Source organism: Leptotrichia hongkongensis, assembly GCF_007990635.1.
GTDB lineage: Bacteria > Fusobacteriota > Fusobacteriia > Fusobacteriales > Leptotrichiaceae > Leptotrichia > Leptotrichia hongkongensis.
The window spans coordinates 2,145,545-2,172,378 of sequence record NZ_AP019846.1 but is presented as its reverse complement, the minus strand read 5'-3'; the positions used below and the strand labels follow the sequence as shown (position 1 = coordinate 2,172,378).

The window sequence follows — 26,834 nt, the reverse complement described above, 5'->3', positions numbered from 1 at the left end:
TTTTTGAGTTCTGTTTTAAACTAGTTTTACTATAATTTTGGTTTTTTTAACAAGACCTGGTATAAAATAATCTGTTGTAGCATTTTTTTTGATGGGAAACTATTTGTTTTTGTTAGTTTAGAAAAACATTATAGATTAGTCATAGGTTAATTTTGTCACAATTTTAATTATTAGGATAAATCTTTACTGTAAAATAAGGATTTATACCAATTAGCAATCCTACGAAAATAAAAAAGTTGAATGATTATGAATTAGCTATCAAATACCCCTATTATAAAAATTTATTCAAGATTTAGTATAAGTTAGAAACCTTGAAAAAATCAAAAAAAGACGTTCTTATGAACGCCTTCTTTATTTTTGGAGAGAAAATCAACTTGTGAAAATTGATTTATCTTAGTTATATATAAATATATAGCTAAAATTATATTTATGTTTGTCTTTTGTGAAAATAATTAGTTTATTTGAAAAAATATTTTTCACAGACATAGTTAGTTATTAAAATTCTTTTTTGATTTGTTCAACCCATGCGTCAATTCTTTCATCTGTTAATTCAGATTGATTGACTTCATCTAAAGCCAGTCCTAAAAATTCATTATTTTTTGCTGCTCTTGATTCGTTGAATTCATATCCTTCAGTTGAAGTTTTTCCAATAATTGTTGCACCAGTTTTTTGGATTTCTTCATCAATGATAGCAATTCCGTCCATAAATGTATCAGAGAAAGTACCTTGATCTCCACTTCCAAAGTATCCTACTTTTTTTCCGCTAAAGTCTTTACTTGCCAAGTCATCTACAACCGCTGCCCAGTCATCCTGCAAGTCTCCAAATCCCCATGTAGAAGCTCCTAAAAGCAGTACATCATAATCTTCTAATTTATCCTCATTTCCATCAATATTAAAAACTTCTGCTCCGTCTATTTTTTCTGCAATTTTATGAGCAATATCTTCAGTTACTCCTGTTGTTGATCCGAAAAAAATTCCTACTTTTGCCATTTTATCCCTCCGTATTTGTAGTTTGGTTTTAAATATTGTTTTCATGTGGTTATCTATTTTTTAGATAATACATTTTGATTTTCTTTTAAATAAAAGAAATGAAATAAATTGTTTTATTTAAAACTCTCACTTTACTTATTAAAATTTTTATATAAAAAATATATCATATTTTACTTTGATTGTCAAATTTTTTTGATATTTGAATTTAAGTTTCTATTTTTTGAAATTTTAGTTAAATATGCCACATATAGTAGTCTTCTTCTGTTTTTGGAATAATTCTAGCTGGAATACCTACTGCTACAGCTTCATCAGGAATATCTTTTAAAACGACTGAATTTGCTCCAATTCTTACGTTGTTTCCGATTACTATGTTTCCAAGCAATTTTGCTCCAGCTCCTACAGAAACGTTATTTTTTAGTGTAGGATGCCGTTTGACTTTGGATGTGCTTACACCCCCGAGAGTTACACCATGATATATAACACAATTATCTCCTATTTCAGCAGTCTCTCCAACTACAATTCCCATTCCGTGATCAAAGAATATTTTATTTCCTAGTTTTGCGGCTGGATGAATCTCTATTCCTGTAAAAAAACGAGAAATTTGAGAAATAAGTCTTGCGAAAAAATATAATTTCCGTTTTTGAAAAAAATGAGCAATTTTATGATTAATAATAGCATGTAATGATGGATAAAGAAAAACTTCTATTTTATGTTTTACAGCTGGATCTTTTTCTGCAATATTATTTATTTCACTTATTAACCATTTAAAAATAATAATCACACTCCTTAAAATTTATATGTTAAGATTATATAATAAAACTGTTTTAAAAACAACTTTTTATTGTATAATTTTTTTTAAAAAGTATGAAAATAGGCAATTCATCTCATAATTAGAGAATCCTTGCCCAAATTAGATAAACTGTATTAATTTTATAGACTCTTTCTGAATACTTCTACTGATAGATATTTTTCTCCGCCATCAGGTAAAACGGCTAATACTTTTTTACCTTTTCCTAATTTTTTAGCTACTTCGTAAGCCGCTGCAATTGCACTTCCAGAAGAAATTCCTACAAATAATCCGTTTTCTTTTGAAGCTCTTGTTGCAAATTCTATTGCTTGTTCATTAGTTATTTTTATAATTCCGTCTACAAGATTAGCATCATAGTTTCCAGGAATAAAACCTGCTCCAAGCCCTTGTTGAGAATGTTTTCCAGGCTGTTCCCCTGATAATACTGCGGAAGTTGCAGGTTCTACAGCAAATACTTGCACTCCAGGTCTTTCTTCTTTTAATCTTTTTCCAACACCTGATAAAGTTCCAGCAGTTCCAACTCCTGAAATAAAGGCATCAATTTGTGGAAAATCATCCAAAATTTCTTTTGCTGTAGTTTCATAGTGTTTTGCAGGATTTGCAGGATTTTCAAACTGTTGAGGTAAGAAATATCCGTTTTCAGATGCTAGTTTTTCAGCTTCAGCAATCGCACCTTTCATACCTTTTGCACCTTCAGTCAAGATTAATTCAGCTCCATAAGCTGCCAAAATACTTCTTCTTTCCACACTCATCGAATCTGGCATTATGATTATAACTCTATATCCTTTTGCTTTCCCTATTAATGCCAATGCAATTCCAGTATTCCCCGAAGTAGGCTCAACAATTGTACCACCTGGCTTTAATTTTCCTTCTTTTTCAGCCGCTTCTATCATTCCAAGCGCCGCTCTATCCTTTACACTTCCACCAATATTATATTTTTCCAGTTTCACATAAATATCAGCAATATTTTCTTCATTTAAAAATTTTAATTTTACTACAGGCGTATTTCCAATTAAATCTAAAATATTTTCATAAATCATTAAAATTACCTCCATATTTAATATATTATTTACTAAATTTGTATCTACAATTATTATAGCACTAAAATTTATTAAAATCAATAGTTAAATTTGAAAATATTTTTAAATTTTGGTTTTTACATGGATTAAATTACAAATTCATATCATCAACACTATCCAAATATTCCTTAATTTTGGGAATTACAGCTGCTAACGTTCCTTCCACGAACGGATTTTTCAGATTAGCAGATTTCATAAGTTCAAAGAATGATTTGCTTCCTCCAAGTTTACATAGATTTAGATAATCCTGCCAGGCTTTTTCACTATCTTCTCTTGATTTTATCCAGAATTGGAAAGCACAGACTTGAGCTAAAGTATAGTCGATGTAGTAAAATGGCGAGCTAAAAATATGCCCTTGTCTAAACCAGAAAATTCCATTTTTCAATTCATCAACTTCTCCGTAATCTCTAGTTGGCAAATATTTTTTCTCAATTTCAAGCCATTTTTCACGACGCTCTTGTGGCGTAACTTCTGGATTTTCATAAACCCAGTGCTGAAATTCATCGACTGTTACCCCATAAGGAATGAATAAAAGAGCTTCTGACAAATGAATAAATTTATATTTTTCTGTATCATTTTCAAAGAATAGTTTCATCCACGGCCAAGTCAAAAATTCCATGCTCATCGAATGAATTTCACAAGCTTCGTAAGTTGGCCATAAATATTCAGGCACATCAAAACCTCGGCTTTGGTAAACTTGAAAAGCATGCCCTGCTTCGTGCGTCAAAACATCAATATCATGTGCAGTCCCATTAAAATTGGCAAAAATAAATGGAGCCTTATATTCTGGAATGTAAGTGCAGTATCCACCACTCATTTTTCCCTTTTTAGAAAGCAAGTCAAGCAAATTATTTTCAGTCATAAATGTAAAAAATTCATAAGTTTCCTTCGACAATTCCTTATACATTGTTTTACCGTGATTTAAAATCCATTCAGGTGAACCATGTGGATTAGCATTTCCAGAATTAAATTTTATAGCCTCGTCATAAAATCTAAGTTTTTCAACACCAAGCCTTTTTTCCTGTCTTTTACGAAGCTCAGTATGTAGCGGTACAATGTTTTCAAGTACTTGATTTCTGTAACCTTCCACCATTTTTGCATCATATTCAAGCCTTGAAAGCTGTTTATATCCAAATTCTACATAATTTTTATATCCCATTTTCTGTGCCATTTTAGTTCTAACCTTTACAAGCGAATCATAAATATTGTCAAATTCTTCTTGATTTTCAGCAAAAAATTGAGCTATTTTCTTTGCAGCTTCAATTCTCACATTTCTGTCCTTTGATTGCGTATAGGGAACCATTTGCGATAAATTAAGCTCTTTTCCATCAAAATCAATTTTCGCACTGGCAATCAATTTTGAATATTTGCTAGATAATCTATTTTCTTCCTGTGCATCTGGAATAATCTCGTTTGAGAAAACTTTCAATGTATTTTCTGCCAAGTCAAACAATAATTTTCCATATTTCTTAATAAGTTCATTCTTAAATTTTGAATTGACAAGCGCTTTATAAAAATCATTAGTAAATCCAAATAAAATTGGACTAATTTCATCCATATATTCATTTTCCTTATCATAAAATTCATCATTTGTATCAATGCTATGACGAATAGAAACAAGTGTCTGCATAGTTTCAATATGATTTCTTAACTTTATAATTTTGTCAAATGCTTCAATTTGTTTCTCTACATTTTCTGCCCTTTCAAAATTATCTATTAATTCTGAAAATTGTCCTTTTATTTTTCCAAGTCCAAATGTTCGTATTTGTAATCATTGAAATTCATAATTTTCTCCTTCTGTATTTTTTAATTTTTATAATTTCAGTATATCAAATTTTGAGTGAAATAACAATTTTTAAAGATAAGATTTTTTTATTTAAAATTATTACAACCCAAAAATTAAAATTCAATAAAATCAGTAATTTGAAATTATCATTGTATTTTAAATTTCGTATAAAAAATAATTTTAGTTGAGACATTTTTAGTTAGGAATATGAAAGTTTATTTTATCAAATGGACATTTTTATTTTTTATTAAAACAGGCGGTTTACTTGAATTTAGTATTAAAATATGGTATACTTGTTAATATAATTATTTAATAAATTAACACTAAAATACTCTAATTGGTATTTTTTAAGTGAGGATGAATTATGAAATTAAATAAAGATATTCGGATACGTATATTATATATATTTATTTTATATATAATATATAGTTTTTTACTGGATAAATATGATTATGTAGCAAAATATCTAACTAATTTTATATTTATCCTGTTTATATTTGTAAAATTTATATTTGGACAGTTGGATTTTTATGCAGAACGTTTTAGATATAAAGATGTTTTTATAACTTTAGGAATTGATTTGATATTTTCAGGGATGCTTTATGCTTTTTGGAAAAGAATTGATATTATTTATATATATGTATTAATATTTGTATTTCAAGTGGTTTTTAGAAAAATTGTATGTTCAATTTATATGAAAAAGCAAAATGTATTAATATTTGGTTCAAATCACATAGAAAACAACATTCAGGAAGATATTATAAATACATTAGACTACAATTATATTGGTTATATTTCAAATAATAAAAGCAAAGCAACAAAATATCTTATTGGAAATTACAACGAAATGGAAAAAATCATTGCTAAAAATAATGTTGATATTCTAGTAATTGTAAAAGATATAAAAAGTCCTGATTCCAAAAAATATTTAAAACGCATATTTGATTTAAAAATCAACGGGCTAAAAATAATGACTTATGAGGAATTTAACGAAGATATTCAAAAAAAAATCGATATAAATCAAATAAATGAAGAATGGCTTTTGGAATCAAATGGATTTGATATTCTAAATAACGAAATGCAAAAAAATATAAAACGAGGAATGGATTTAATACTGGCATTAATTTTGATGGTTATTCTTTCCCCTCTCGCATTAATTACAGCAATAATTATTAAATTTGAATCTAAAGGGCCAGTTATATTCAAACAGACAAGAATAGGTGAAAATATGAAACCTTTCAGAGTCTATAAATTTAGAAGTATGAGATTACATGATCCTAATAAACATTCAAAATACACTTTAAATAATGATACAAGAGTTACTAAATTTGGTAAGTTTATGAGAAAAACAAGGATTGATGAGTTGCCACAACTTTGGAATATCTTAAAAGGGACAATGAGTTTTATTGGTCCGCGTCCAGAGTGGGACATACTTGCAAAAGATTACGCAAAACAAATAAACTATTATAATCTAAGACATCTTATAAAACCTGGAATAACAGGTTGGGCACAAGTAATGTTCCCGTATGGTGAAAGTTTAGATGATGCAAAAAAAAAGCTTGAATATGATTTATATTACTTAAAACATCAAGATTTAATACTGGATGTATTAATCGTTGCAAAAACAGCTAAAGCTGTTTTATTTGGAAAAGGGAAATGAAATTACACTTATAATACTTTTAAGGAGGTATTTTTAAATGAAAGGAATTATTTTAGCTGGAGGTAGTGGAACTAGACTTTATCCGCTAACAAAATCAATTTCAAAACAAATCATACCAATTTATGATAAACCTATGATTTATTATCCTTTATCTGTACTTATGCTTGCAAATATAAAGGATATTTTGATTATTTCTACACCAAGGGATTTACCTTTGTTTCAAGAACTTTTAGGAGATGGAAGTGATTTGGGCATATCTTTAAAATACCAAGTGCAAGAAAAGCCTAATGGACTTGCAGAAGCTTTTTTAATTGGTGAAGAATTTATTGGCAATGATAACGTAGCTTTAATTTTAGGAGATAACATATTTTACGGTAGTGGATTTTCTGGGTTAGTTGAACAGGCTGCTAATTTAACAAAAGGAGCTACAATATTTGGATATCCCGTAAAAGATCCCAGAGCTTATGGAGTTGTAGAATTTGATGAAAATGGAAAAGCCATTTCATTAGAAGAAAAACCAAAAGAACCTAAATCAAATTATGCGATACCAGGTTTATACTTCTATGACAATACAGTTATCGAAAAAGCAAAAAATGTAAAACCATCTGCAAGAGGTGAACTAGAAATAACAGCTGTGAACGAAATGTATCTTTCTGAAGGAACATTAAATGTTAAAAATCTTGGAAGAGGTACAGCATGGTTAGATACAGGTACTCATGAATCTTTGCTAGAAGCAGCTAATTATGTGGAAGCTATTCAGAATAGACAAGGTTTTTATATTGCTTGTCTTGAAGAAATAGCGTATCAAAAGGGCTGGATATCATCAGAAAAATTGAAAAAATTAGCTGAACCAATGATGAAAACAGCATATGGTCAATATTTAATTGGCCTGATAAAATAAAGAAAGTGAGGGTTTGATGGAAATATTTAAATATAAAGATCTTATAAAAGAGTTAGTCGTTAGAGATATAAAAGTAAAATATAAAAAATCAGTTTTGGGGATATTATGGAGTATTTTAAATCCTCTTTTAATGATGATAGTTTTGTCTATTGTTTTTTCAGAAGTTTTTAAATCTTCAACTAAAAATTTTCCTTTGTATCTTATTACTGGACAGGTAATTTTTAATTTTTTTTCTGAAGCGACTAATATGTCTATGATGTCAATACTTGGAAATGGAGGTCTTATAAAAAAGGTTTATTTGCCTAAGTATATTTTTCCACTTTCTAAAACTTTATTTGGATTAGTAAATTTGATTTTTTCATTAGTTGCGGTATTTATAGTCATTCTATTTACAAAACAAAAAATAGGAATATCAAGTCTTTTTATACCTTTGTTATTTATATATATTACTATATTTAGTTTAGGAATAGGGTTTATTCTTTCAAGTACGGCAGTATTTTTCAGAGATATTATTCATTTGTATGGCATTTTATTAATAGTTTGGAATTATCTTACACCAGTTTTTTATCCTTTGGAAATAGTACCTGATAAATATAGAAATTTTATTTCTTTAAATCCTATGACTTATTATGTAGACTATTTTAGAAAAATTTTGTTGTATAATGAAATTCCAGATTTAAATTTAAATTTTATATGTTTTTTTGTTTCAGTAATATCTCTTTTAATAGGGATATTGATATTTAAGAAAAATCAAAATAAATTTATTTTATTTATATAAGCGAGGTATATGAATGATTGAGTTAAAAAATGTCAGTTTAAAGTATAATATGAATAAAGAAAAAATACTTTCTTTTAAAGAGTATATTATAAAATTTATAAAAAATGAACTAAATTATGAAGAGTTTTGGGCATTAAAAGATATAAATATAAAAATAGAAAAAGGAGAAGTTGTTGGTTTAGTAGGATTTAATGGAGCAGGAAAAAGTACTCTTTTAAAAGTTATTTCTCAAATAATAGAACCTACAACAGGAATAGTAAAAGTTGATGGAAAAATATCACCGCTTATAGAATTAGGAACAGGTTTTGATTTTGATTTGACAGCTAGAGAAAACATATATCTTAATGGTTATATATTAGGTTATAGTAAAAAATTTATTGATAAAAGTTTTGACGAAATAGTTGAGTTTGCAGAACTTGGCGAATTTATTGATGTTCCATTAAAAAGTTTTTCTTCTGGAATGGTAGCGAGATTAGGATTTGCGATATCTACTGTTGTAAAACCTGATATTTTGATAGTAGATGAAATTTTATCAGTTGGAGATTTTAAATTTCAAGAAAAAAGTTTAAATAAAATAAAATCTATGATGGAAGATGGAGTAACGGTACTTATGGTGTCACACTCAATAGATCAAATAGAAAAAATGTGTAATAGAGTAGTTTGGCTTGAAAATGGAAGTATAAAAAAAATAGGGTTAACAAAAGAAATATGCAGTGAATACAAAAATAGTTAAGTTTAGGAGGAACAGATGAAAGTACTGGTAACAGGAGCTAACGGCTATATAGGGAAAAATGTTGTGAAATGGCTATTAGACAATGGAAATGATGTTTTAGCAGCAGATATTAATTTAGATAAAGTTGATGAAAGATCAGAAAAATTAATTATTAATTTGTTTGAAAATACGGATGAATATCTAGAAAAATTTAAAGACATTGATGTATGTATTCATTTAGCCTGGAGAAATGGGTTTATTCATAATTCAATAACACATCTACAAGATATATCAAAACATTATGAGTTTTTGGAAAAAATAAGTAAAATTGGAATAAAAAACATAAATGTTATAGGAACAATGCATGAAATAGGATATTGGGAAGGCGAAATAAATGAAGATACTCCGACAAATCCTATTTCTTTTTATGGAATAGCTAAAAACACATTGAGACAGTCACTAAAAATTTTAGAAAAAACTGAAAACATCGAATTAAAATGGTTAAGAGTTTATTACATTCAAGGAGATGACAGAAATAATAATTCAATTTTTGCCAAAATTCTTCAAAAAGAAGAAGAAGGGGCAGATAAATTTCCTTTTACGACAGGGACAAATAAATATGACTTCATTAATGTATTTAAATTAGCTGAGATGATTTCAAAGGCTTCTTTACAAACTGAAGTAAAAGGTATTATAAATTGTTGTTCTGGAAAAGCAATAAGTTTGAAAGATAAAGTTGAAAGTTTTTTGCTGGAAAATAATTTAAATATAAAATTAGAGTATGGAGTTTTTCCTGACAGAGAATACGATTCTCCTGCATTATGGGGAAATAATAAGAAGATAAATGAAATATTGAACAAGGGAGAATAAATGAATGAAAAGAGTGGCAATATATTTTTTCTATGATAAAGACGGAGTGGTTGATAGATATGTAAATTATTTTTTAGAAGATTTTAAAAAGAACTTAGATAGATTAATAGTTGTATGTAATGGTAAATTGACTCCAGAAGGAAGACAAGAGTTTTCGAAATACACTAATGAGATAATCGTGAGAGAAAATAAGGGATTTGATGTTTGGGCATATAAAGAAGGAATAGAATACATCGGCTGGGATAATTTGAAAAATTATGATGAATTAGTTATGTTAAATATGACTATTATGGGGCCTGTTTACTCATTTAAAGAAATGTTTGATGAAATGGACAGTAGAAAAGAACTTGACTTTTGGGGAATAACGAAATTTCATAAATTCCCAGTTGATCCGTGGGGATTAATAAAATATGGATATATTCCAGAGCATATACAGTCACATTTCATAGCAGTAAGAAAGCCAATGCTTACTAGTTATGAATTTAGACAGCATTGGGAAAAAATGAGAATGATTAATACGTATTTTGAAAGTGTTTCCTATCATGAATCTATTTTTACAAAAAAATTTAATGACAAAGGTTTTAAATCAGATAGCTATATAAATAGTGATGATTTAAAAGATTTTACAGATCATCCAATAATAGATTATCCTAAAAAAATAATAGAGGAAAAAAGATGTCCTATTTTTAAAAGAAGATCCTTTTTTAATCCTTATGATGATTTTTTGACACGTAGTATAGGTGGACAATCGTTAAAACTATATAATTATTTAAAAGAAAATAAAAAATATGATACTGATTTAATTTGGGAAAATTTATTAAGAACAGAAAACATGTACGATATAAAAAATACTTTACATCTAAATTACAGCTTACCGAGCAGATATACATTAAATAAATTAGAAAATAATCATAAAATAGGGCTGTTTTTACACATTTATTTTGAAGATTTAATAGATGAATGTTTTGACTATTCTTCTAATTTGCCAGAGCATGCAGATATATTTATAACTACAAATAGTGAAGAAAAGAAAAAAAAGATAGAAGAAAAATTTTCAACTTTAAAAAACAAAGTAGACATAAAAGTAATTGAAAATAGAGGAAGAGATGTCAGTGCATTTTTAATTCCAAATAGTGAAGAAATTTTAAAATATGACATAGCATGTTTTGCTCATGACAAAAAAACTAAGCAGTTAAAGCCTCAATTAAAAGGAGAGGACTTTAAATATAAGTGCTTTGAAAATATTTTAGGGAGTAAAGAATTTGTATGTAATGTTATAAATTTATTTTTGGAGAATCCTAAATTAGGATTGCTATCACCATTTGAACCTAATCATGCAGAATTTTATTCCAATATTGGAAGGGAATGGGGACATAGTGGAAATAGCAACTATTCTCTAACATGTGATTTATTAAGTAAATTAGATATAGAAATAAATGTTGATAAAAATAAAGCTCCTGTAGCACCGTATGGGACAATGTTTTGGTTTAGGCCAAGAGCATTTAAAAAGATATTAGAAAAAGATTGGAAATATGAAGATTTTCCAAAAGAGCCTAACAAAATTGACGGAACTATATTACATGCTATAGAAAGAATTTATCCCTTTGTTGCTCAAGATGCAGGATATTATTCAGCTAATTTGTTAAATGAGGAATATACAAAAATTGAATTAACAAATTTAAATTTTATGTTAACTGAATTAAATAAAGCATTGTACTCCAATAAAGTATTGTCTAAAAATGGGAAACATTATTTTTTAGTAAGAAATTTGAAGGAGTTATTAGGAGGTAAATTAAGTTTTATAAAATTATTAAGAATATATGCTGTCGCTAAGTTACCTGATTTTATTAAGAAACCTCTGGTAATAATAAAAAATAAAATAAAAATGGTTTTTAAAAAAATAAAAACAAATTAAATTTATCTGATTAAATATATAAATTTGGAAATGCAATCAAGTAAATAATACTCATCTTATAAGAAATAAAGTCTCCACATTAAAGATAAAGAATATTAAGATACTGAATAATTCTATTATTTAAAAATATTTAGGATAATACTATAAATAATATTATTAGAACTAATAAAAACAGAATATCTAATAATTATTTAAATAGAAGAAAACAATTTTGATAGAATGAAGTTTACTAGATTACGAAAAAAAGTAAAATAAAGGTATGTGTAATACTTAAGGTTGTTATAGGAAGATTTTAAATAATAAATTAGAAAATAGGAGCTAAAAATGATAACTAAGAAATTAAAGAGGTCCACTGAATATTATTCAAGAGACAAGGTAAGGTTATTTTTGACTATATTTTTTCTTGTAGCAGGAATAATACTTCCCTCCTTTGTTTCCATAAAAAACGGGGCTGACAGGGAGGTAGTGTCAAAACAGTACGAACTAGATCTTGTAGGAGAGATTATCAGAGGCTCTTCTTTTCAGGAAAGAATATATATTCCAAAACATGTAAAAAAATATGGAGTAATGTTTGCAACTTATAGAAGAAAAAATACTGGGAAAATAAAAATAGAGATTACCCAAGGTAACAGGAAAAGCAGCGAAATAGTTGATGTTGCGAAAATAAAGGACAATGACTACCACTATTTAAATATAAGAGGCTTAAAGCCAGGAGAAGCAGTGCTTAGAGTTGAAGGTATCGACGGCACAATTGGAAATGCTGTTTCAATGCATAAGACGGCGGATATAATGTATAGCGAGATGATACAAAATGGAGAGCCTAGTCAGCGATCTTTTGTTCAGAAAATTTTATTTTCGGAATATAATGGGACTGTGAAAGGTCAGATTATATTTACAATACTGTCAGTTCTATGCTATATTTACTTGCTGAGCCTTCTATGGGATGAGGAAAGAAATAGCAGGAAAATATATATGACAACAGTCCTGCTGATTTATCTTGTGATAGCTTCAAGAGCTCCATTTTTGACTTTTAGGGTGGAACCTTTTGCTGAGCAGATATTTAACTTTCTGTATAATGCAAGGACATACGGCATCGTAAAAAATCTTACATTGATGGAGGGAGGCTATCTTCCGCTATTTCATAGAATAATAGCCTTGCTAATAGTAAAACTTGGATTTAATGCAAAGATAACAGTATATCTGATGTCAAATGTTGCAGTTTTGGTTGTGGGGATGATGGTGTCAGTATTCATGTTGAAGCCATACAGGAAATACGGGGATGTATTTTACAGGTTTGTTGTCTGTATGGTATTTGGTGCATTTGGCATATCTTCCACATATATAGAGACTCATATGTTTATAACGATGGCATATTTGAATATAGTACCGCTGTTTTATATAAGTCTTTTGGATTTCAAGGAAATGAAGAGAAGCAGATACATATTGTTAATGGTGCTTGTTTTTCTTCTAACATTATCAAAGTTCCTGTATGTTGTACTTTTGCCGATAAGTGTGGCACTATTAGTTTTTATGTGGAAGAAGCTGGCAAACAGGGAGAAGATATGTTTGGGGTTAGTTTCGCTAGCATCTGTTATACAAATTTTGTATACTTATAGAAATAGAAAACTATGGATAAATGGAGATGAACCTAAATTTAACATAATTGAAGCAGCAAATGTTGTTATTCATCAAACAGTACAGCAATTTATAAATATTTTTAATTCTGGGATAGACTCATCAGAGAATATTTTAAATTTAAACATTCTATATTTAATAATTTTTTTGATAGTTTTAATATTTTTGATACGATTGGTAATTAGAATTAGAAGCAGAGAAAGTGTTATTATTTTGTGCCTTTTAGGCATAGTTTTTGGTATTCCGAGTATAAATGCACTGTCGAGAATATGGAATGGGGACTTTGAATTATGGAACAGTTCTATAGGAGCAATAAATACATGGCATTCCATATTAATAAAGGTATCTATATTGTCAATATTAGTCCTAATGCCATATATTACAACAAAAAATAGTAGACTTAGAAAAACTGATATAAATAGATATTTATCGTATATATTAATAGCCTTTCTGATAATCAGATTTTCCCCTTTCAAAGATAATGCTATATTTAAGAATGATGAAATGGCTTCAGATTGGTCAATATACTCAAAATTTTATGATTTAAAAAAATATTTGATACCTGTTGAGCCTTATTTTATATCAGAAAATGAAAAAATATCATATATAGGAAAAAAATCAGAAAATTTTGCAATAGAAAATTTTCAAGGGAAAAAATATTTTTTTGATGAGTTAGCTAATACGGAAGCAATAACAGGAATCAATCTTCCACATCCGATGAAAATAGAATATTTATATGTGAAAAGGGCGAGAGACTATAATTTTGGAAAAACAAGAGTAATAGGCTATAATCAGAAAGGGGAGAGAGTACTGGATTTATTGCAGTTAAACAAATCAGAAAAGGCATATGTTGGATTTCATAATACAGGTTTAAAAGTGGAAGTTTCAAGGTTGGAATTTGTAACAGAAGATAACAATAGAACTTATGTGATGCCTGAGATTTTTATAGGAGAACCTTTGAAATAAAAAATATTAATTAAGGAAAAAACGATGAACAAAGATAAATGTTTAGAACTTTTACGATATATTATTATAGGTTTACTTACAACATTATTAAATATATTTATTTATTATATTTGTGCTAATATATTGAATATTCATTATGTGATATCAACTATTATAGCATGGATAATAGCTGTTATATTTTCATTTTTTACTAATAGAGATTTTGTTTTTAAAAATAAAAAACGGGAAACAGGTTTCTTTAAAGAATTTAATATGTTTTGGACAACTAGATATTTAACAGGATTACTGGATGTCGGTATTATGTTTTTGGGAGTGAATGTTTTTAAGCAAAATGATACAGAAGTAAAAATTTTTTCAAATATAATAGGTACTATTTTAAATTATGTCATTACAAAATATCTAGTTTTTAGATAAAGATAATAAATTAATATTAATTTAAAGAATTTTTTACTATGTAATTAGAGTTATAATCTCAAAAATACAAAGTTTAAATTCTTAAATATATTTTAAATAAGATTATATTAAGGAGAAAATATGAAATTATCAATAGTTATACCTTGTTATAACGAAGAAAAAAATATACCATTTTTACTAAAAAAATTTTCAGAAATAATTTCTAATGAAGATTTAGAAGTTGTTTTAGTAAATAATGGGTCAACAGATAATTCTCAAAAAGTATTAGAGGAATTAATTCCAAATTATTCATTTGCAAGAACTGTTCTTGTTCCTGTTAATAAAGGGTATGGGTATGGAATTTTACAAGGATTAAAAGAAACTAAAGGGACTTTTGTTGGTTGGACTCATGCAGATATGCAAACGGATCTTGGGGATATTATAAAAGCTTATGGTATATTGGAAAAAGAAAATTGGGATGAAAAAATTTATGTAAAAGGTAGAAGAAGAAAAAGAACGTTTACAGAAAATTTTTTTACAATTGGATTATCTATTTTTGAAAGTATCTATTTAGGTACGTTTTTATGGGATATTGGAGGGCAACCTAATATATTTTGCAGGAAGTTTTATGAAACTTGGCAAAATCCTCCAAGTCATTTTGAACTAGATACATATTCGTTGTGTTTGGCCAAAAGAAGAAAGATGAAAATAATACGATTTAATGTTTTATTTCCAAAACGAAAACAAGGAGAATCAAGCTGGAATGCTAAAGGACTAATTCCAAAATTAAAAGAAGTGAAAAAAACTCTTAAAGCGAGTGTTGAACTAAAAAGAAAAGGACTTAAATAAATTAGAAAATAGGAGCTAAAAATGATAACTAAGAAATTAAAGAGGTCCACTGAATATTATTCAAGAGACAAGGTAAGGTTATTTTTGACTATATTTTTTCTTGTAGCAGGAATAATACTTCCCTCCTTTGTTTCCGTAAAAAACGGGGCTGACAGGGAGGTAGTGTCAAAACAGTACGAGCTGGATCTTGTAGGAGAGATTATCAGAGGCTCCTCTTTTCAGGAAAGAATATATATTCCAAAACATGTAAAAAAATATGGAGTAATGTTTGCAACTTATAGAAGAAAAAATACTGGGAAAATAAAAATAGAGATTACCCAAGGTAACAGGAAAAGCAGCGAAATAGTTGATGTTGCGAAAATAAAGGACAATGACTACCACTATTTAAATATAAGAGGCTTAAAGCCAGGAGAAGCAGTGCTTAGAGTTGAAGGTATCGACGGCACAATTGGAAATGCTGTTTCAATGCATAAGACGGCGGATATAATGTATAGCGAGATGATACAAAATGGAGAGCCTAGTCAGCGATCTTTTGTTCAGAAAATTTTATTTTCGGAATATAATGGGACTGTGAAAGGTCAGATTATATTTACAATACTGTCAGTTCTATGCTATATTTACTTGCTGAGCCTTCTATGGGATGAGGAAAGAAATAGCAGGAAAATATATATGACAACAGTCCTGCTGATTTATCTTGTGATAGCTTCAAGAGCTCCATTTTTGACTTTTAGGGTGGAACCTTTTGCTGAGCAGATATTTAACTTTCTGTATAATGCAAGGACATACGGCATCGTAAAAAATCTTACATTGATGGAGGGAGGCTATCTTCCGCTATTTCATAGAATAATAGCCTTGCTAATAGTAAAACTTGGATTTAATGCAAAGATAACAGTATATCTGATGTCAAATGTTGCAGTTTTGGTTGTGGGGATGATGGTGTCAGTATTCATGTTGAAGCCATACAGGAAATACGGGGATGTATTTTACAGGTTTGTTGTCTGTATGGTATTTGGTGCATTTGGCATATCTTCCACATATATAGAGACTCATATGTTTATAACGATGGCATATTTGAATATAGTACCGCTGTTTTATATAAGTCTTTTGGATTTCAAGGAAATGAAGAGAAGCAGATACATATTGTTAATGGTGCTTGTTTTTCTTCTAACATTATCAAAGTTCCTGTATGTTGTACTTTTGCCGATAAGTGTGGCACTATTAGTTTTTATGTGGAAGAAGCTGGTAAACAGGGAGAAGATATGTTTGGGGTTAGTTTCGCTGGCATCTGTTATACAAATTTTATATACTTATATACATGTCAAAGATTGGAAAATAACAGATGAATCAGTTACTTGGAAAATAGTTGGACGTGGAACAGTAGTAAATTTAAGACCTACAAGTCAATTAAAAATATCAGAATTTATGAATACGGTTTTACATCAAACAGTACAGCAATTTATAAATATTTTTAATCCTGGGGTAGATTCATCAGAGAATATTTTAAATTTAAACATTCTATATTTAATAATTTTTTTGATAGTTTTAATATTTTTAATACGATTGGTAATTAGAATTAGAAGCAGAGAAGGTGTTATTATTTTGTGCCTTTTAGGTATAGTTTTTGGTGTTCCGAGTATAAATGCACTGTCGAGAATATGGAATGGGGACTTTGAATTATGGAGCAGTTCTATAGGAGCAATAAATACATGGCATTCCATATTAATAAAGGTGTCTGTATTGTCAATACTAATTCTTTTGCTATACATCATAAAAACAGAAAAAATATCTAATAAAAATTTAATTTTGAAAAAATATATGTTTTCTATTGTAATAATATTTTTAATAATCAGATTTTCACCTTTTAAAAATGAAGTTATTTACAGAAATAATGAAATAGCTTCAGACTGGTCAATATACTCAAAATTTTATGATTCAAAAAAATATTTGATACCTGTTGAGCCTTTTTTTACCTCAGAAAATGAAAAAATTTCATATGTAGGAAAACCAATGGAAAGTTTTTTGGTAAAAACTTACCAGGGAGAAAAATATTTTTCTAATGAATTAGCTAATACGGAAGCAATAACAGGAATTAATCTTCCACATCCGATGAAAATAGAATATTTATATGTGAAAAGGGCAAGGGACTATAATTTTGGAAAAACAAGAGTAATAGGCTACAATCAGAAAGGGGAGAGAGTACTGGATTTATTGCAGTTAAACAAATCAGAAAAGGCATATGTTGGATTTCATAATACAGGTTTAAAAGTGGAAGTTTCAAGGTTGGAATTTGTAACAGAAGATAACAATAGAACTTATGTGATGCCTGAGATTTTTATAGGAGAACCTTTGAAATAAAAATATATAGATGTATATTTTAGAACTAAAAAGCAGATTAATGTTTTTTAATGTTTTAAACATGGCAATCTTAAAAACTTAAGTAGATAATATAACACTCTATTTAATAAATTTATTATATAAGGAGAAAAAATATCGTGAATCACAATAATGTAAAAATAGGAAAAGAAATTATTAATGAATCAAAAAATAATACACATTTATTTTATGTAGATGTAATAAAAGTATTGGCAGCATTAATTATAATAATGATTCATTTAAATGCGAATGCTGCATTTAGAAATAATGAAGCTCCATTATTAGCGAATTTGCATTATTTCAAAGTTTATTTAGGAGATATTGGCGTTTCATTATTTATAATTATATCGGGATTAACTCTTTCTCTTACTAATAGAGAAAACTTTTCTATAAAAAAATTTTTTAAAAAACGAATTTTAGCAATTTATCCTTCCTTTTGGATAACATACCTTTCGTAGCAATTATAACAATGTTTATTTTAAATAAAACTATAGGTGATAGCCATTATTGGAAAATTATTTTAACTATTTTAGGATTGGATGGTTTCTTTTTGTATAAAATGTCTAGTTTTTATTTAGTTGGAGAGTGGTATACAGGATTTATAATTATTACTTATTTGTTTTTTCCAGTTTTATTTTGGTTTGGAAATAAAAAACCATTGACTACTTTTATAGGAATACTATTAATGTCAATAGTTTTGCATATAAATTATAAATTTTTATTTAAAATGCTTGAAAATTGCAATCCTTTGATGCGGTTATTAGATTTTTATTTTGGAATGATGATGACGTTATATATTTCTAAAAACAAAGAATTAGAAATTCTTTGAGAGTATTGTCAATATTTTATTTGTTATTTTATAAATTGTTTTTTAAAATATTACCATATCAATTTCATATGATTTTAGTTGGAATTTCGATATTTCTTATTTTAGAGTTTTTAATTACAGCTTTTAAATTATCAAAAATACATTTATTTGCTAAAAAATTAGTTATTTTGCACAATATACTTTTTAGCTTTTTTAATACATCATCAAATAATAATTTATTTTTATGATAATATTCCTGAATTAGTAATGGGAAATAAAATAATGAAGTTTTGTGTTTTTTTATCAGTTGTCGTATTGAGTTTTGGATATGCGATTATAGTTTTACCTTTAGTAAAATATTTTACTAAACAGTTTAAAAGTATACTTAAAATATAAAAAATAATAAATAGAAAGGTGGAATTTTTATGAAAATATTAGTAACAGGAGCTGCTGGATTTATAGGTTCCCAACTCGCATATAGATTGTGGAAAAATGGAGATGAACTTATACTTATAGATAATTTTTCTTATGGAAAAGAAGATAATCTTATTTTTTCAGATCATGATTTTAGAGATGAAATAATTAGAATGGATATTAGAGATAGAGAGGGTATAGAATCGCTATTAAAAAATGGCGATGTAGATTATGTTTATAATATTGCAGGAATAGCACCACTTCCAGATTGTCAGTCTAATCCGCAAGAAGCAATAGATGTTAATACAACAGGTTTTGTAAATATCTTAGAAAATAGTAGAAAATTTGGAGTAAAAAAAGTAATTCAGGCAAGTACAAATGCAATCTATGAAAATGATAAAAATTTTCCAACTAAAGAAGATAAATTTGAACTTCCTACTTTAATTTATCCAAATACCAAATATGTTGCAGAAAGATTTGCTCAGTCTTTTTGTGATACTTATGGAATGAATGTTACTTGTATTCGTTTTGCAAATGTTTATGGACCCCATATAGATTGTCTAAGAAAACAGCCGCCTTTTGTCGCTTATATGATTAGAGAGCTTTATTATGATAGAACGCCGATTTTCCATTCTGATGGGAATCAAAGAAGAGATTATATATATGTAGATGACCTTATAGACTTAGCGGTTGCTGTTCAAAAAGGAGAAGGATTTGACTGTGTCAATTGTTCTTCATTGACAAATTATTCTGTAAATGAAATGTATGAAATTGCTTCTAAAATAATGGGAAAAAATATTAAAGCAGAATATGCTGATGACGCTCATTATTGGGAAAAATATCCTGAGCTTTATGAAGGTTTTTATAAAATAAAAGATTCCATCTTAAAAGAAGAAATTAATAAATATTCACTTTGTGATAATACCTATGCTAAAACTAAATACAACTGGGAACCAAAAGTGGATATTACTGAAGGGCTTAAACGTGTGATAGAAAATGAATGTGAATTATTAAGTCAATTAGATAAAATATAAGGAGATTAAAAATGCCAAAAATAAATTTAATAATGCCTATGGCTGGAGGAGGAACAAGATTTAAAAAAGAAGGAATAATGTTACCTAAACCATTAATAGAATTAGATGGACATCCTTTTTTCTTTTGGGCAACACAATCAATTGCAAAATTTATTGATATTGATAATTTGATTTTTGTAGTATTGAAAGAACATATTGAAAATTATAATATAGATAAAGAAATTTTGAAATATTATCCAAATGCAAAATTACAAGTTATAAACAATGTTTTAAATGGAGCGGTTTTAACATGTCTAGAAGGAGTTAAACTAGTTGATAATAATAATCCTATTCTATTTAATGATTGTGACCATTGCTTTACATGCAATTCATTTTATGATTTTAGTTTGAAAAATAATACTGATGTGGATGGGGCAATTTTGACATTTACTTCTAATGACCCAAGATTTAGTTATATTGAAATAAATGATGCTGGAAATGTAAAAAGAACTATGGAAAAAAAAGTGATAAGTGACAAGGCAATTTGTGGAGCTTACTATTTCAAAAATAAAAATATTTTTGAGGAATCAGCTAAAGAATATTTGGATAATTGTAAATATGATGAATATTTTATTAGTGGAATATATAATATTATGGCTGAAAAAAATATGAAGATAAAATATTTTTTAACTGATTTACATGTATCATTTGGAACTCCTGAAGAGTATAAGGAAGCTAAAAATTACGATTTTAAAGAATTAATATAAGTAAAGAGGAGAAAGAAAAATGAGCATAGTGTTGTTTATTATTGCTGCAAGTACTTTGTGTTTAGCACAAATAATAAGAGTTTTAAGATGGAAAATGTTTATTGAAGTTTACGAAGAGCCTAGACGTAGAAACTTGATTCAAGCTTTAGCATTTGGGAATTTAATAAATTTAATTTTTCCTTTTAGGATAGCAGGAGATTTGTTTAGAGCAGTATATTCAGGTAAAAAAATGAAAAATAAATACGCCTTTTCATTATCGACAGTCATAGTAGATAGAATATTGGATGTTATAATGGTTGGAATTATTTTTCAATATTTATGTTTAAAATTTCAAATAGACAAATTGAAAAAGTTTTGTATTTTATATCCTATTTTCGATTTCTATAGTAGTTGTTTTAGTTTTAGTTTACGGATTAAAAATATATAAAAATAATTTCATTAAAAATAGCTTCATTATTTAATCAAAATATAGAGCTTAACTTTTTAAAATTTATGTGGTCACTAATATGGAATTTTAAAGATATTTTTAAGAAAATCAATAAAATAAGAATGGTATCATTGACAATATCAATGTGGCTAATTTACTTATTTTCTTACTATGTTTTTTCGCTATTTTTAATGATGAAAGGGTATAATTTTAAATTAGTAGACATATTTATTATATTTTTTTCAAATGATACTTTTGGAGTAAATCAATTGGCAATAATGTCTAAAATACCAGTATTATTTTATGCTTACATCTTAATTTCAATAATAGAAATGTTAATTATTTCCATAGCTTTTAAAGAAAAATTTTCTTACATGGCTAAAAATCAAAAAAATGAAATATATTTGAACTTATTACCTAATCAAAATAATAAAGAAAAATTGCAATTTTTAGAGAAATATTTTATGGATAATGATAAGACTTATATAGAAAATTATTTAAAAATAAATCAAAATATTAATATTATAAGAGATTTTTCTGCAGGTTCAAATGCAACAACAATGTTATGCATGAAAAATGATAAAATGTTTTATAGAAAATATGCTTTTGAGGATAGAGAAAAGTTATATGATCAAGTAGTTTGGATTGAAAAAAATGATAGAAGAGGATTACCGTTACCCAAAATTATTGAACAAGAAAAAACAAGTGAATATTGTTATTATGACATGCCTTATGATTCTAATGCAATAGTTTTATTCGAATATGCTCATTCAATGCCGTATGAAAAAGGGTGGAGCATAATGAAAAAAGCCTTGGAATCCCTAAATGAATTTGTTTATACAGAGAATGTTAGACAGTCAGATAAAAAAACAATAGATAAGTATATTGATTCTAAAGTTACAGCAAATATAGAAAAAATATTAGAAGCATCTGCTATAAAAAAATTATCAAAATACGATGAAATAATTATAAATGGAAGAGCATATAAAAATTTATCTTACTATTTAAAATATTTATCAAAAGAATATCTTTACGAAATATTTAAAAATGATACATATTCAGATTTACATGGTGATTTGACAATTGAAAATATCGTTTGTACAAGAGGAAAAAATCAAGAAGATGATTTTTATATAATAGATCCTAATACAGGAAATGTCCATGATTCTGCTAATTTAGACTATGGAAAATTATTACAGTCGATTCATGGTGGATATGAATTTATGATGAAAACTTATGATGTTAGTCTTGAAGAAAATAAAATCAATTTTCTCTTTACTAAATCACATACTTACGTTTATTTTTATAAAAAATTAAATGAATATATGAATTCTAAGTTTAGTAAAGAGCAAGTTAGAAGTATTTATTTTCATGAAATAATACACTGGTTAAGATTAATGCCTTATAAGATAAGAAAAGATAGTGATAGAGTGCTAATATTCTATTCAGGTTTATTAATGGTTCTAAATGATGTTATAGAAATGTATGGTGATAATGATGAAAAAAAATAAATTAATTTTATGTGATTTAGATGGTACTTTATTTGATACTACAAAAGTAAATTTTTATTCTTATAAAGAAGCATTAAATGAAATAAACTATGATATGGATTATGATTTTTTTATAAAAGAATGTTATGGAAAACATTATAAGGAATTTCTTCCTAAAATGGGACTAAATGAAAATGAAATGGAAATTGTTCATAAAATTAAGAAAAATACATACAATAGACATTTAAATGTTGCTAAAATTAATACTCATTTATTCAATATGCTTGAATCATTAAAAAAAGAATATCATATAGCATTAGTAACAACAGCCTCTCAAAAAAATAGTAAGGAAATTCTTGATTTCTTCAATAAAAGAGAATTATTTGAATTAATTATTGCTGCAGAAGATGTTGAAAATAAAAAGCCGAATCCAGAAGGATTTATTAAAGCCATGACTTATTTTAATATAAATCCAGAAGAGACTTTAATTTTTGAAGACTCAGATGTCGGTATAGAAGCAGCTATTAAAAGTAAAGCAAATATATTCAAAGTTGAAATATTCTGATTTAAAAAAGAAGGAAAATTATGAAAATACCTGCAACTGTAATCTGGTATAATCCAGACGATGAAAATATAAAAAATATAAGGACATACATTGATTATGTGGAAAAATTATACATAATTGATAATTCTAAAGAAAATAATAAAAAGTTAGCTGATAGTTTAAATAATTTAAAAACGGAGTATATTTATAACGATAAAAATTTAGGAATTGCAAAAGCTTTGAATTTGGCTTGTGAAAAGGCAGTTAATGATAATTTTGAATGGATATTGACTATGGATCAGGATAGTTCATTTGATTCTGACAGTATAAAAGCTTATTTTAGAGCTTTTGAGAAGATGACAAAAAATAATGTCGGTATTATTTCTCCCAGGCATATTTTAAAAAATGATACAGATAAATCTAGCGATGATAAGGAATCTGTTGAGATTGATCATGTAATGACTTCAGGAAATTTATTAAATTTAAAAATATGGGAAGAAATTGGAAAATTTGATGAAAATCTTTTTATCGATGAGGTTGATAGTGAAATATGCTTTAGAATAATAGAAAGTGGATACAAGGTCATTCAATTAAATAAAATACGAATGTTTCACGAATTGGGAAATCTTGAGAAAAGAAACTTTTTTACAAGAAAAATTTCTGTTTTAAACCATAATCATATAAGAAAATATTATATTATGAGAAACAAATTTTACATGTTAAAAAAATATAAAAAATATAGATTAAGATATATTTACTATATTTTGAATGATTTTTTTAAAGTTATTTTTTATGAAAAAGATAAGTTGAGAAAATTGAAATATATGTTTAAGGGAATTACTGATTTTATGAAGAATAAGATGGGTGAACTGGATGATAGAAAATAAAAAAATTGATATTCTTATGGCAACCTATAATGGCGAGAAATATTTAGGTGAACAGCTTGATTCCATTATTAATCAGACATATCATAATTGGAATTTACTGATACGTGATGATAATTCGACAGATAAAACATTGGAAATTATACAAAATTATCATAAAAAGGATAAAAGAATAAAAATTTTAAAGGATAATAAAGGAAATATTGGAATAGTGCGGAATTTTGAAGAGCTATTAAAAAGTTCGGAGTCTGAATTTATAATGTTTTCTGATCAAGATGATATTTGGGTTGAAAATAAACTAGTATGCTATTGCTTCAAAAATGATAGAAAACTTAGAACGCAGTTGTAAGATTCATTCTGATGCGATCTTGTTTGATAAAAATAAATCCAATATTTTAAAAGATACTTTTATTTCTAAAAAGCGATAAATAGAGGACTGGAAAATGTATTTTTTAACTATTTTGTACAAGGTGCTACTATTCTAATTTCAAAAGAAATAAAGAATTTTATTTTACCTTTTCCTAAAGAAGTTTATTTGCATGACAGATATATTCATCTTATCTCAGAATTATTTTTTGAGAGAATATTCGTTAATAAGGCATTAATATATTATAGACAACATGGAGATAATCAGATTGGAGCTAAAAATACTATAAGAGAGCTTTTGTCAAAAAGATACTTTGATGAGAGGGACAGACAGCTGATAAAAGTTATTTATAATAAATATGGCAGTTTGTTGACAGAAGATAAGAAAAAATTAATTGAAGAATATTTTAAAATAACAGATATAGAAAAGAATAGATTCAATAGATTTTTAAATTTAAAGAAATCTAAAATTAATATCCCGTTGAAGAAACAAATTTCTTTTATAGTAAAAGGTTAAAACAAAGGACTGGACTTATTCCAGTCTTTTTTGTATAATATAACAAAGCCTATTGTAAAAACTTATGGAGATACTTCACTTAGGTTTTAAATTTGTGTAATGACTAGTTATTTTATATTTTTTTCTATTTAAATAGAAGAAGATTAGTTAAAATTATTTTTTAAATAGGACTAGTATTAAAAAAGATTTCTATAACGAGAAGGGAGAATAAGTTGAATAAATATTCTCAAAATAATAAATTAAAAATACTTTTAACAGGCTCTAATGGTCAATTGGGATATGACTTACAAAAACTATTTGATAATCTGAATATAAAATATGTAGCAACTGATTATCAAGAGCTTGATATAACAGATAGTGGGAATTTACAAAAATTTTTTGAAAAAAATAATGATTTTACACATATAATAAATTGTGTCGGATATAATGATGTAGATAAAGCTCAAAATGATAATAAAACATTTTTATTAAATGAAAAAGCTCCTCAAAAATTAGCAGAATTTGCAAAAAAAATAAACGCAATATTTGTTACTTATTCGACAGATTTTGTATTTGATGGAAAAAAAGAAATTCCTTATATTGAAGATGATGTCCCAAATCCACTTTCTAAATATGCAATTTCAAAATATGAAGGAGAAAAAGCCGTTTTAACTGATTGGGAAAAATCATTTGTAATAAGAACTTCATGGCTTTTTGGTAAAAATGGAGAGAATTTTAATACACAAGTCATCAACTGGAGCAAAACTCGTGATAAATTAAGTATTGTTGATGATCAGATTTCCGCACCTACTTATTCAAAAGATTTGGCGGAATTTTCATGGAAATTGATACAAACTGAACAGTTTGGATTGTATCATATTACAAATAATGGAATTGCCAGCAAATATGAACAGGCAAAATATGTGCTTGAAAAAATAGGTTGGAAAGGAACACTTGAAACTGCGAAAACAGAAGATTTCAATCTTCCTGCCAAAAGACCACATTTTTCAAAATTATCTTCCGAGAAGGTGGAAAGACTTCTTGGAGAAAGGATTCCGGACTGGAAAAGTGGAATTGACAGATATTTAGAGGAAATGGAAATAATTAAAAAGTAATATAAAAAGGAATATGCTTCTATATGTTGATTAGAAAGATATTCCTTTATTTTTTATATAACTTTAAATTCCAGCGAGGCAAATTTTAATTCATCACTATCTCCTTTGGAAATTATAGAAATCTTTCCTCTTCTGTCTACACGAAGGAATTTATATTCTTTATCTAAAAATTTCCCATTTTTCTTGATTAATATTTTCTTATTTTTTAGGTAACTGTTTTCATTTACAACCATTAATATATTTTCCCATTTTTTGTTAAGATTATAGAATTCATTTTCAAAGGCTGATACTACATCTTCTATTATATTTTGTACTGAATGAGTTTTTCCAGTAATTTCTACAAGTGAAACGGCTTTTTCACGGAATATTCCAAAATCGGTGTTATTAACATTTATTCCAATTCCTACTATTATATATCCTCTTACTTTTTCGCATAGAATTCCACATATTTTTTTATTTTCATAATAAATATCATTTGGCCATTTAAAAGTCAGTTTTTCGCTATTTTTTATATAGTTTTTAAGAACTTTGTAAACAATGTAGCCAGCAAAAATTGTTATTTTTTCATCTAATTCAGAATTGTTATCTGCAACAGCAAAGGAGAAGAGTGCAGCGCCTTCATTTGAAATCCACACGCTTTCTCTTTTTCCTTTACCATCTGTCTGCTTCTTTGCTACGATGACTTCAAATTCTTCTATTCTTAATTGTCGCCTTAAATAAGTATTTGTTGAATTTATTTCATCAAAAAATTTAAATTTCAAAGATTTACCTCTTTCTACTTATCTGATTTTAAAA

At 27.1% G+C, this 26,834-nt stretch carries 25 protein-coding genes and 1 pseudogene; 21 read left to right on the top strand and 5 right to left on the bottom strand.

Annotated elements, in window-relative coordinates:
* Positions 1–495: 495 nt before the first annotated feature.
* From FVE75_RS10340 to FVE75_RS10325, 4 genes and pseudogenes are all read right to left on the bottom strand, one after another.
* Positions 496–990 carry a flavodoxin gene (locus FVE75_RS10340; RefSeq protein ID WP_147006349.1) on the bottom strand — a complete coding sequence of 165 codons (495 nt, stop codon included), beginning with the start codon at positions 988–990 and terminating at the stop codon, positions 496–498.
* A 232-nt stretch (positions 991–1,222) separates the two neighbouring features.
* On the bottom strand, positions 1,223–1,771 hold the full coding sequence (epsC, locus tag FVE75_RS10335) for a serine O-acetyltransferase EpsC (RefSeq protein ID WP_147006348.1): 549 nt from the start codon (positions 1,769–1,771) through the stop codon (positions 1,223–1,225).
* A 149-nt stretch (positions 1,772–1,920) separates the two neighbouring features.
* A complete protein-coding gene (gene cysK, locus FVE75_RS10330; RefSeq protein ID WP_147006347.1) occupies positions 1,921–2,838 on the bottom strand; it encodes a cysteine synthase A in 918 nt (305 codons plus the stop codon).
* A 130-nt stretch (positions 2,839–2,968) separates the two neighbouring features.
* Positions 2,969–4,662: pseudogene (locus FVE75_RS10325) on the bottom strand (M3 family oligoendopeptidase).
* Between the two features lie 365 nt (positions 4,663–5,027).
* Here FVE75_RS10325 and FVE75_RS10320 point away from each other — a divergent pair.
* From FVE75_RS10320 to rfbD, 21 genes are all read left to right on the top strand, one after another.
* Positions 5,028–6,323 carry a sugar transferase gene (locus FVE75_RS10320; protein ID WP_147006346.1) on the top strand — a complete coding sequence of 432 codons (1,296 nt, stop codon included), beginning with the start codon at positions 5,028–5,030 and terminating at the stop codon, positions 6,321–6,323.
* A gap of 37 nt (positions 6,324–6,360) precedes the next feature.
* Positions 6,361–7,224: a glucose-1-phosphate thymidylyltransferase RfbA gene (rfbA, locus tag FVE75_RS10315; RefSeq protein WP_147006345.1), complete on the top strand. Its 864-nt coding sequence runs from the start codon at positions 6,361–6,363 to the stop codon at positions 7,222–7,224.
* A 16-nt stretch (positions 7,225–7,240) separates the two neighbouring features.
* Positions 7,241–8,002, top strand: coding sequence for an ABC transporter permease (locus FVE75_RS10310; protein ID WP_147006344.1), 762 nt, complete (start codon positions 7,241–7,243; stop codon positions 8,000–8,002).
* A 13-nt stretch (positions 8,003–8,015) separates the two neighbouring features.
* Positions 8,016–8,735 carry an ABC transporter ATP-binding protein gene (locus FVE75_RS10305; protein ID WP_147006343.1) on the top strand — a complete coding sequence of 240 codons (720 nt, stop codon included), beginning with the start codon at positions 8,016–8,018 and terminating at the stop codon, positions 8,733–8,735.
* A 15-nt stretch (positions 8,736–8,750) separates the two neighbouring features.
* Positions 8,751–9,584 carry an NAD-dependent epimerase/dehydratase family protein gene (locus tag FVE75_RS10300; RefSeq protein WP_147006342.1) on the top strand — a complete coding sequence of 278 codons (834 nt, stop codon included), beginning with the start codon at positions 8,751–8,753 and terminating at the stop codon, positions 9,582–9,584.
* A 4-nt stretch (positions 9,585–9,588) separates the two neighbouring features.
* Positions 9,589–11,499 carry a rhamnan synthesis F family protein gene (locus FVE75_RS10295; protein ID WP_147006341.1) on the top strand — a complete coding sequence of 637 codons (1,911 nt, stop codon included), beginning with the start codon at positions 9,589–9,591 and terminating at the stop codon, positions 11,497–11,499.
* A gap of 324 nt (positions 11,500–11,823) precedes the next feature.
* Positions 11,824–14,100 (top strand): hypothetical protein, encoded by a 2,277-nt coding sequence (locus FVE75_RS10290; RefSeq protein WP_147006340.1) that lies wholly within the window; start codon positions 11,824–11,826, stop codon positions 14,098–14,100.
* A 24-nt stretch (positions 14,101–14,124) separates the two neighbouring features.
* Positions 14,125–14,514 (top strand): GtrA family protein, encoded by a 390-nt coding sequence (locus FVE75_RS10285; protein ID WP_147006339.1) that lies wholly within the window; start codon positions 14,125–14,127, stop codon positions 14,512–14,514.
* Positions 14,515–14,634: 120 nt separating this feature from the next.
* Positions 14,635–15,342, top strand: coding sequence for a glycosyltransferase family 2 protein (locus tag FVE75_RS10280; protein ID WP_147006338.1), 708 nt, complete (start codon positions 14,635–14,637; stop codon positions 15,340–15,342).
* Positions 15,343–15,363: 21 nt separating this feature from the next.
* Positions 15,364–17,697 carry a hypothetical protein gene (locus tag FVE75_RS10275; RefSeq protein WP_147006337.1) on the top strand — a complete coding sequence of 778 codons (2,334 nt, stop codon included), beginning with the start codon at positions 15,364–15,366 and terminating at the stop codon, positions 17,695–17,697.
* Positions 17,698–17,834: 137 nt separating this feature from the next.
* Positions 17,835–18,173 (top strand): acyltransferase family protein, encoded by a 339-nt coding sequence (locus tag FVE75_RS10270; protein WP_147006336.1) that lies wholly within the window; start codon positions 17,835–17,837, stop codon positions 18,171–18,173.
* An 11-nt stretch (positions 18,174–18,184) separates the two neighbouring features.
* Positions 18,185–18,544: a hypothetical protein gene (locus tag FVE75_RS10265; protein WP_172618824.1), complete on the top strand. Its 360-nt coding sequence runs from the start codon at positions 18,185–18,187 to the stop codon at positions 18,542–18,544.
* A 404-nt stretch (positions 18,545–18,948) separates the two neighbouring features.
* Entirely contained in the window at positions 18,949–19,971 is a 1,023-nt protein-coding gene (locus tag FVE75_RS10260) for an NAD-dependent epimerase/dehydratase family protein (protein ID WP_147006334.1), read from the top strand.
* Between the two features lie 11 nt (positions 19,972–19,982).
* Positions 19,983–20,717: a glycosyltransferase family 2 protein gene (locus tag FVE75_RS10255; RefSeq protein ID WP_147006333.1), complete on the top strand. Its 735-nt coding sequence runs from the start codon at positions 19,983–19,985 to the stop codon at positions 20,715–20,717.
* A 19-nt stretch (positions 20,718–20,736) separates the two neighbouring features.
* A complete protein-coding gene (locus tag FVE75_RS10250; RefSeq protein ID WP_147006332.1) occupies positions 20,737–21,144 on the top strand; it encodes a lysylphosphatidylglycerol synthase domain-containing protein in 408 nt (135 codons plus the stop codon).
* Positions 21,145–21,413: 269 nt separating this feature from the next.
* The gene (locus FVE75_RS10245) at positions 21,414–22,655 is read left to right on the top strand and encodes a hypothetical protein (protein WP_172618823.1); all 1,242 of its coding nucleotides are present in this window, start codon (positions 21,414–21,416) and stop codon (positions 22,653–22,655) included.
* Complete coding sequence (locus FVE75_RS10240; RefSeq protein ID WP_147006330.1) at positions 22,642–23,199, top strand: HAD family hydrolase; 558 nt, start codon at positions 22,642–22,644, stop codon at positions 23,197–23,199. Before FVE75_RS10245 ends, FVE75_RS10240 begins: the two co-directional genes overlap by 14 nt.
* 20 nt (positions 23,200–23,219) lie before the next feature.
* Entirely contained in the window at positions 23,220–24,065 is an 846-nt protein-coding gene (locus FVE75_RS10235; protein ID WP_147006329.1) for a glycosyltransferase, read from the top strand.
* The gene (locus tag FVE75_RS10230; RefSeq protein WP_147006328.1) at positions 24,052–24,411 is read left to right on the top strand and encodes a glycosyltransferase; all 360 of its coding nucleotides are present in this window, start codon (positions 24,052–24,054) and stop codon (positions 24,409–24,411) included. Before FVE75_RS10235 ends, FVE75_RS10230 begins: the two co-directional genes overlap by 14 nt.
* Before the next feature lie 186 nt (positions 24,412–24,597).
* A complete protein-coding gene (locus FVE75_RS10225) occupies positions 24,598–24,945 on the top strand; it encodes a hypothetical protein (protein WP_147006327.1) in 348 nt (115 codons plus the stop codon).
* Positions 24,946–25,157: 212 nt separating this feature from the next.
* Positions 25,158–26,039, top strand: a complete 882-nt coding sequence (gene rfbD / locus FVE75_RS10220; RefSeq protein WP_147006326.1) for a dTDP-4-dehydrorhamnose reductase — start codon at positions 25,158–25,160, stop codon at positions 26,037–26,039.
* Between the two features lie 53 nt (positions 26,040–26,092).
* On the opposite strand, the gene FVE75_RS10215 is transcribed toward rfbD, so the two are convergent.
* Entirely contained in the window at positions 26,093–26,800 is a 708-nt protein-coding gene (locus tag FVE75_RS10215; RefSeq protein ID WP_147006325.1) for a biotin--[acetyl-CoA-carboxylase] ligase, read from the bottom strand.
* Positions 26,801–26,834 lie beyond the last annotated feature (34 nt).

Bases quoted from the DNA above. Each gene is read 5' to 3' on its own strand.
- FVE75_RS10255 (WP_147006333.1), top strand. From the start codon at position 19,983: ATGCCAAAAATAAATTTAATAATGCCTATGGCTGGAGGAGGAACAAGA.
- FVE75_RS10260 (WP_147006334.1), top strand. From the start codon at position 18,949: ATGAAAATATTAGTAACAGGAGCTGCTGGATTTATAGGTTCCCAACTC.
- FVE75_RS10235 (WP_147006329.1), top strand. From the start codon at position 23,220: ATGAAAATACCTGCAACTGTAATCTGGTATAATCCAGACGATGAAAAT.
- FVE75_RS10265 (WP_172618824.1), top strand. From the start codon at position 18,185: ATGTTTATTTTAAATAAAACTATAGGTGATAGCCATTATTGGAAAATT.
- FVE75_RS10275 (WP_147006337.1), top strand. From the start codon at position 15,364: ATGATAACTAAGAAATTAAAGAGGTCCACTGAATATTATTCAAGAGAC.
- FVE75_RS10340 (WP_147006349.1), bottom strand. From the start codon at position 990: ATGGCAAAAGTAGGAATTTTTTTCGGATCAACAACAGGAGTAACTGAA.
- FVE75_RS10310 (WP_147006344.1), top strand. From the start codon at position 7,241: ATGGAAATATTTAAATATAAAGATCTTATAAAAGAGTTAGTCGTTAGA.
- FVE75_RS10290 (WP_147006340.1), top strand. From the start codon at position 11,824: ATGATAACTAAGAAATTAAAGAGGTCCACTGAATATTATTCAAGAGAC.
- FVE75_RS10295 (WP_147006341.1), top strand. From the start codon at position 9,589: ATGAAAAGAGTGGCAATATATTTTTTCTATGATAAAGACGGAGTGGTT.
- FVE75_RS10320 (WP_147006346.1), top strand. From the start codon at position 5,028: ATGAAATTAAATAAAGATATTCGGATACGTATATTATATATATTTATT.
- FVE75_RS10240 (WP_147006330.1), top strand. From the start codon at position 22,642: ATGAAAAAAAATAAATTAATTTTATGTGATTTAGATGGTACTTTATTT.
- FVE75_RS10300 (WP_147006342.1), top strand. From the start codon at position 8,751: ATGAAAGTACTGGTAACAGGAGCTAACGGCTATATAGGGAAAAATGTT.
- FVE75_RS10285 (WP_147006339.1), top strand. From the start codon at position 14,125: ATGAACAAAGATAAATGTTTAGAACTTTTACGATATATTATTATAGGT.
- rfbA (WP_147006345.1), top strand. From the start codon at position 6,361: ATGAAAGGAATTATTTTAGCTGGAGGTAGTGGAACTAGACTTTATCCG.
- FVE75_RS10230 (WP_147006328.1), top strand. From the start codon at position 24,052: ATGATAGAAAATAAAAAAATTGATATTCTTATGGCAACCTATAATGGC.
- FVE75_RS10250 (WP_147006332.1), top strand. From the start codon at position 20,737: ATGAGCATAGTGTTGTTTATTATTGCTGCAAGTACTTTGTGTTTAGCA.
- FVE75_RS10280 (WP_147006338.1), top strand. From the start codon at position 14,635: ATGAAATTATCAATAGTTATACCTTGTTATAACGAAGAAAAAAATATA.
- FVE75_RS10305 (WP_147006343.1), top strand. From the start codon at position 8,016: ATGATTGAGTTAAAAAATGTCAGTTTAAAGTATAATATGAATAAAGAA.
- cysK (WP_147006347.1), bottom strand. From the start codon at position 2,838: ATGATTTATGAAAATATTTTAGATTTAATTGGAAATACGCCTGTAGTA.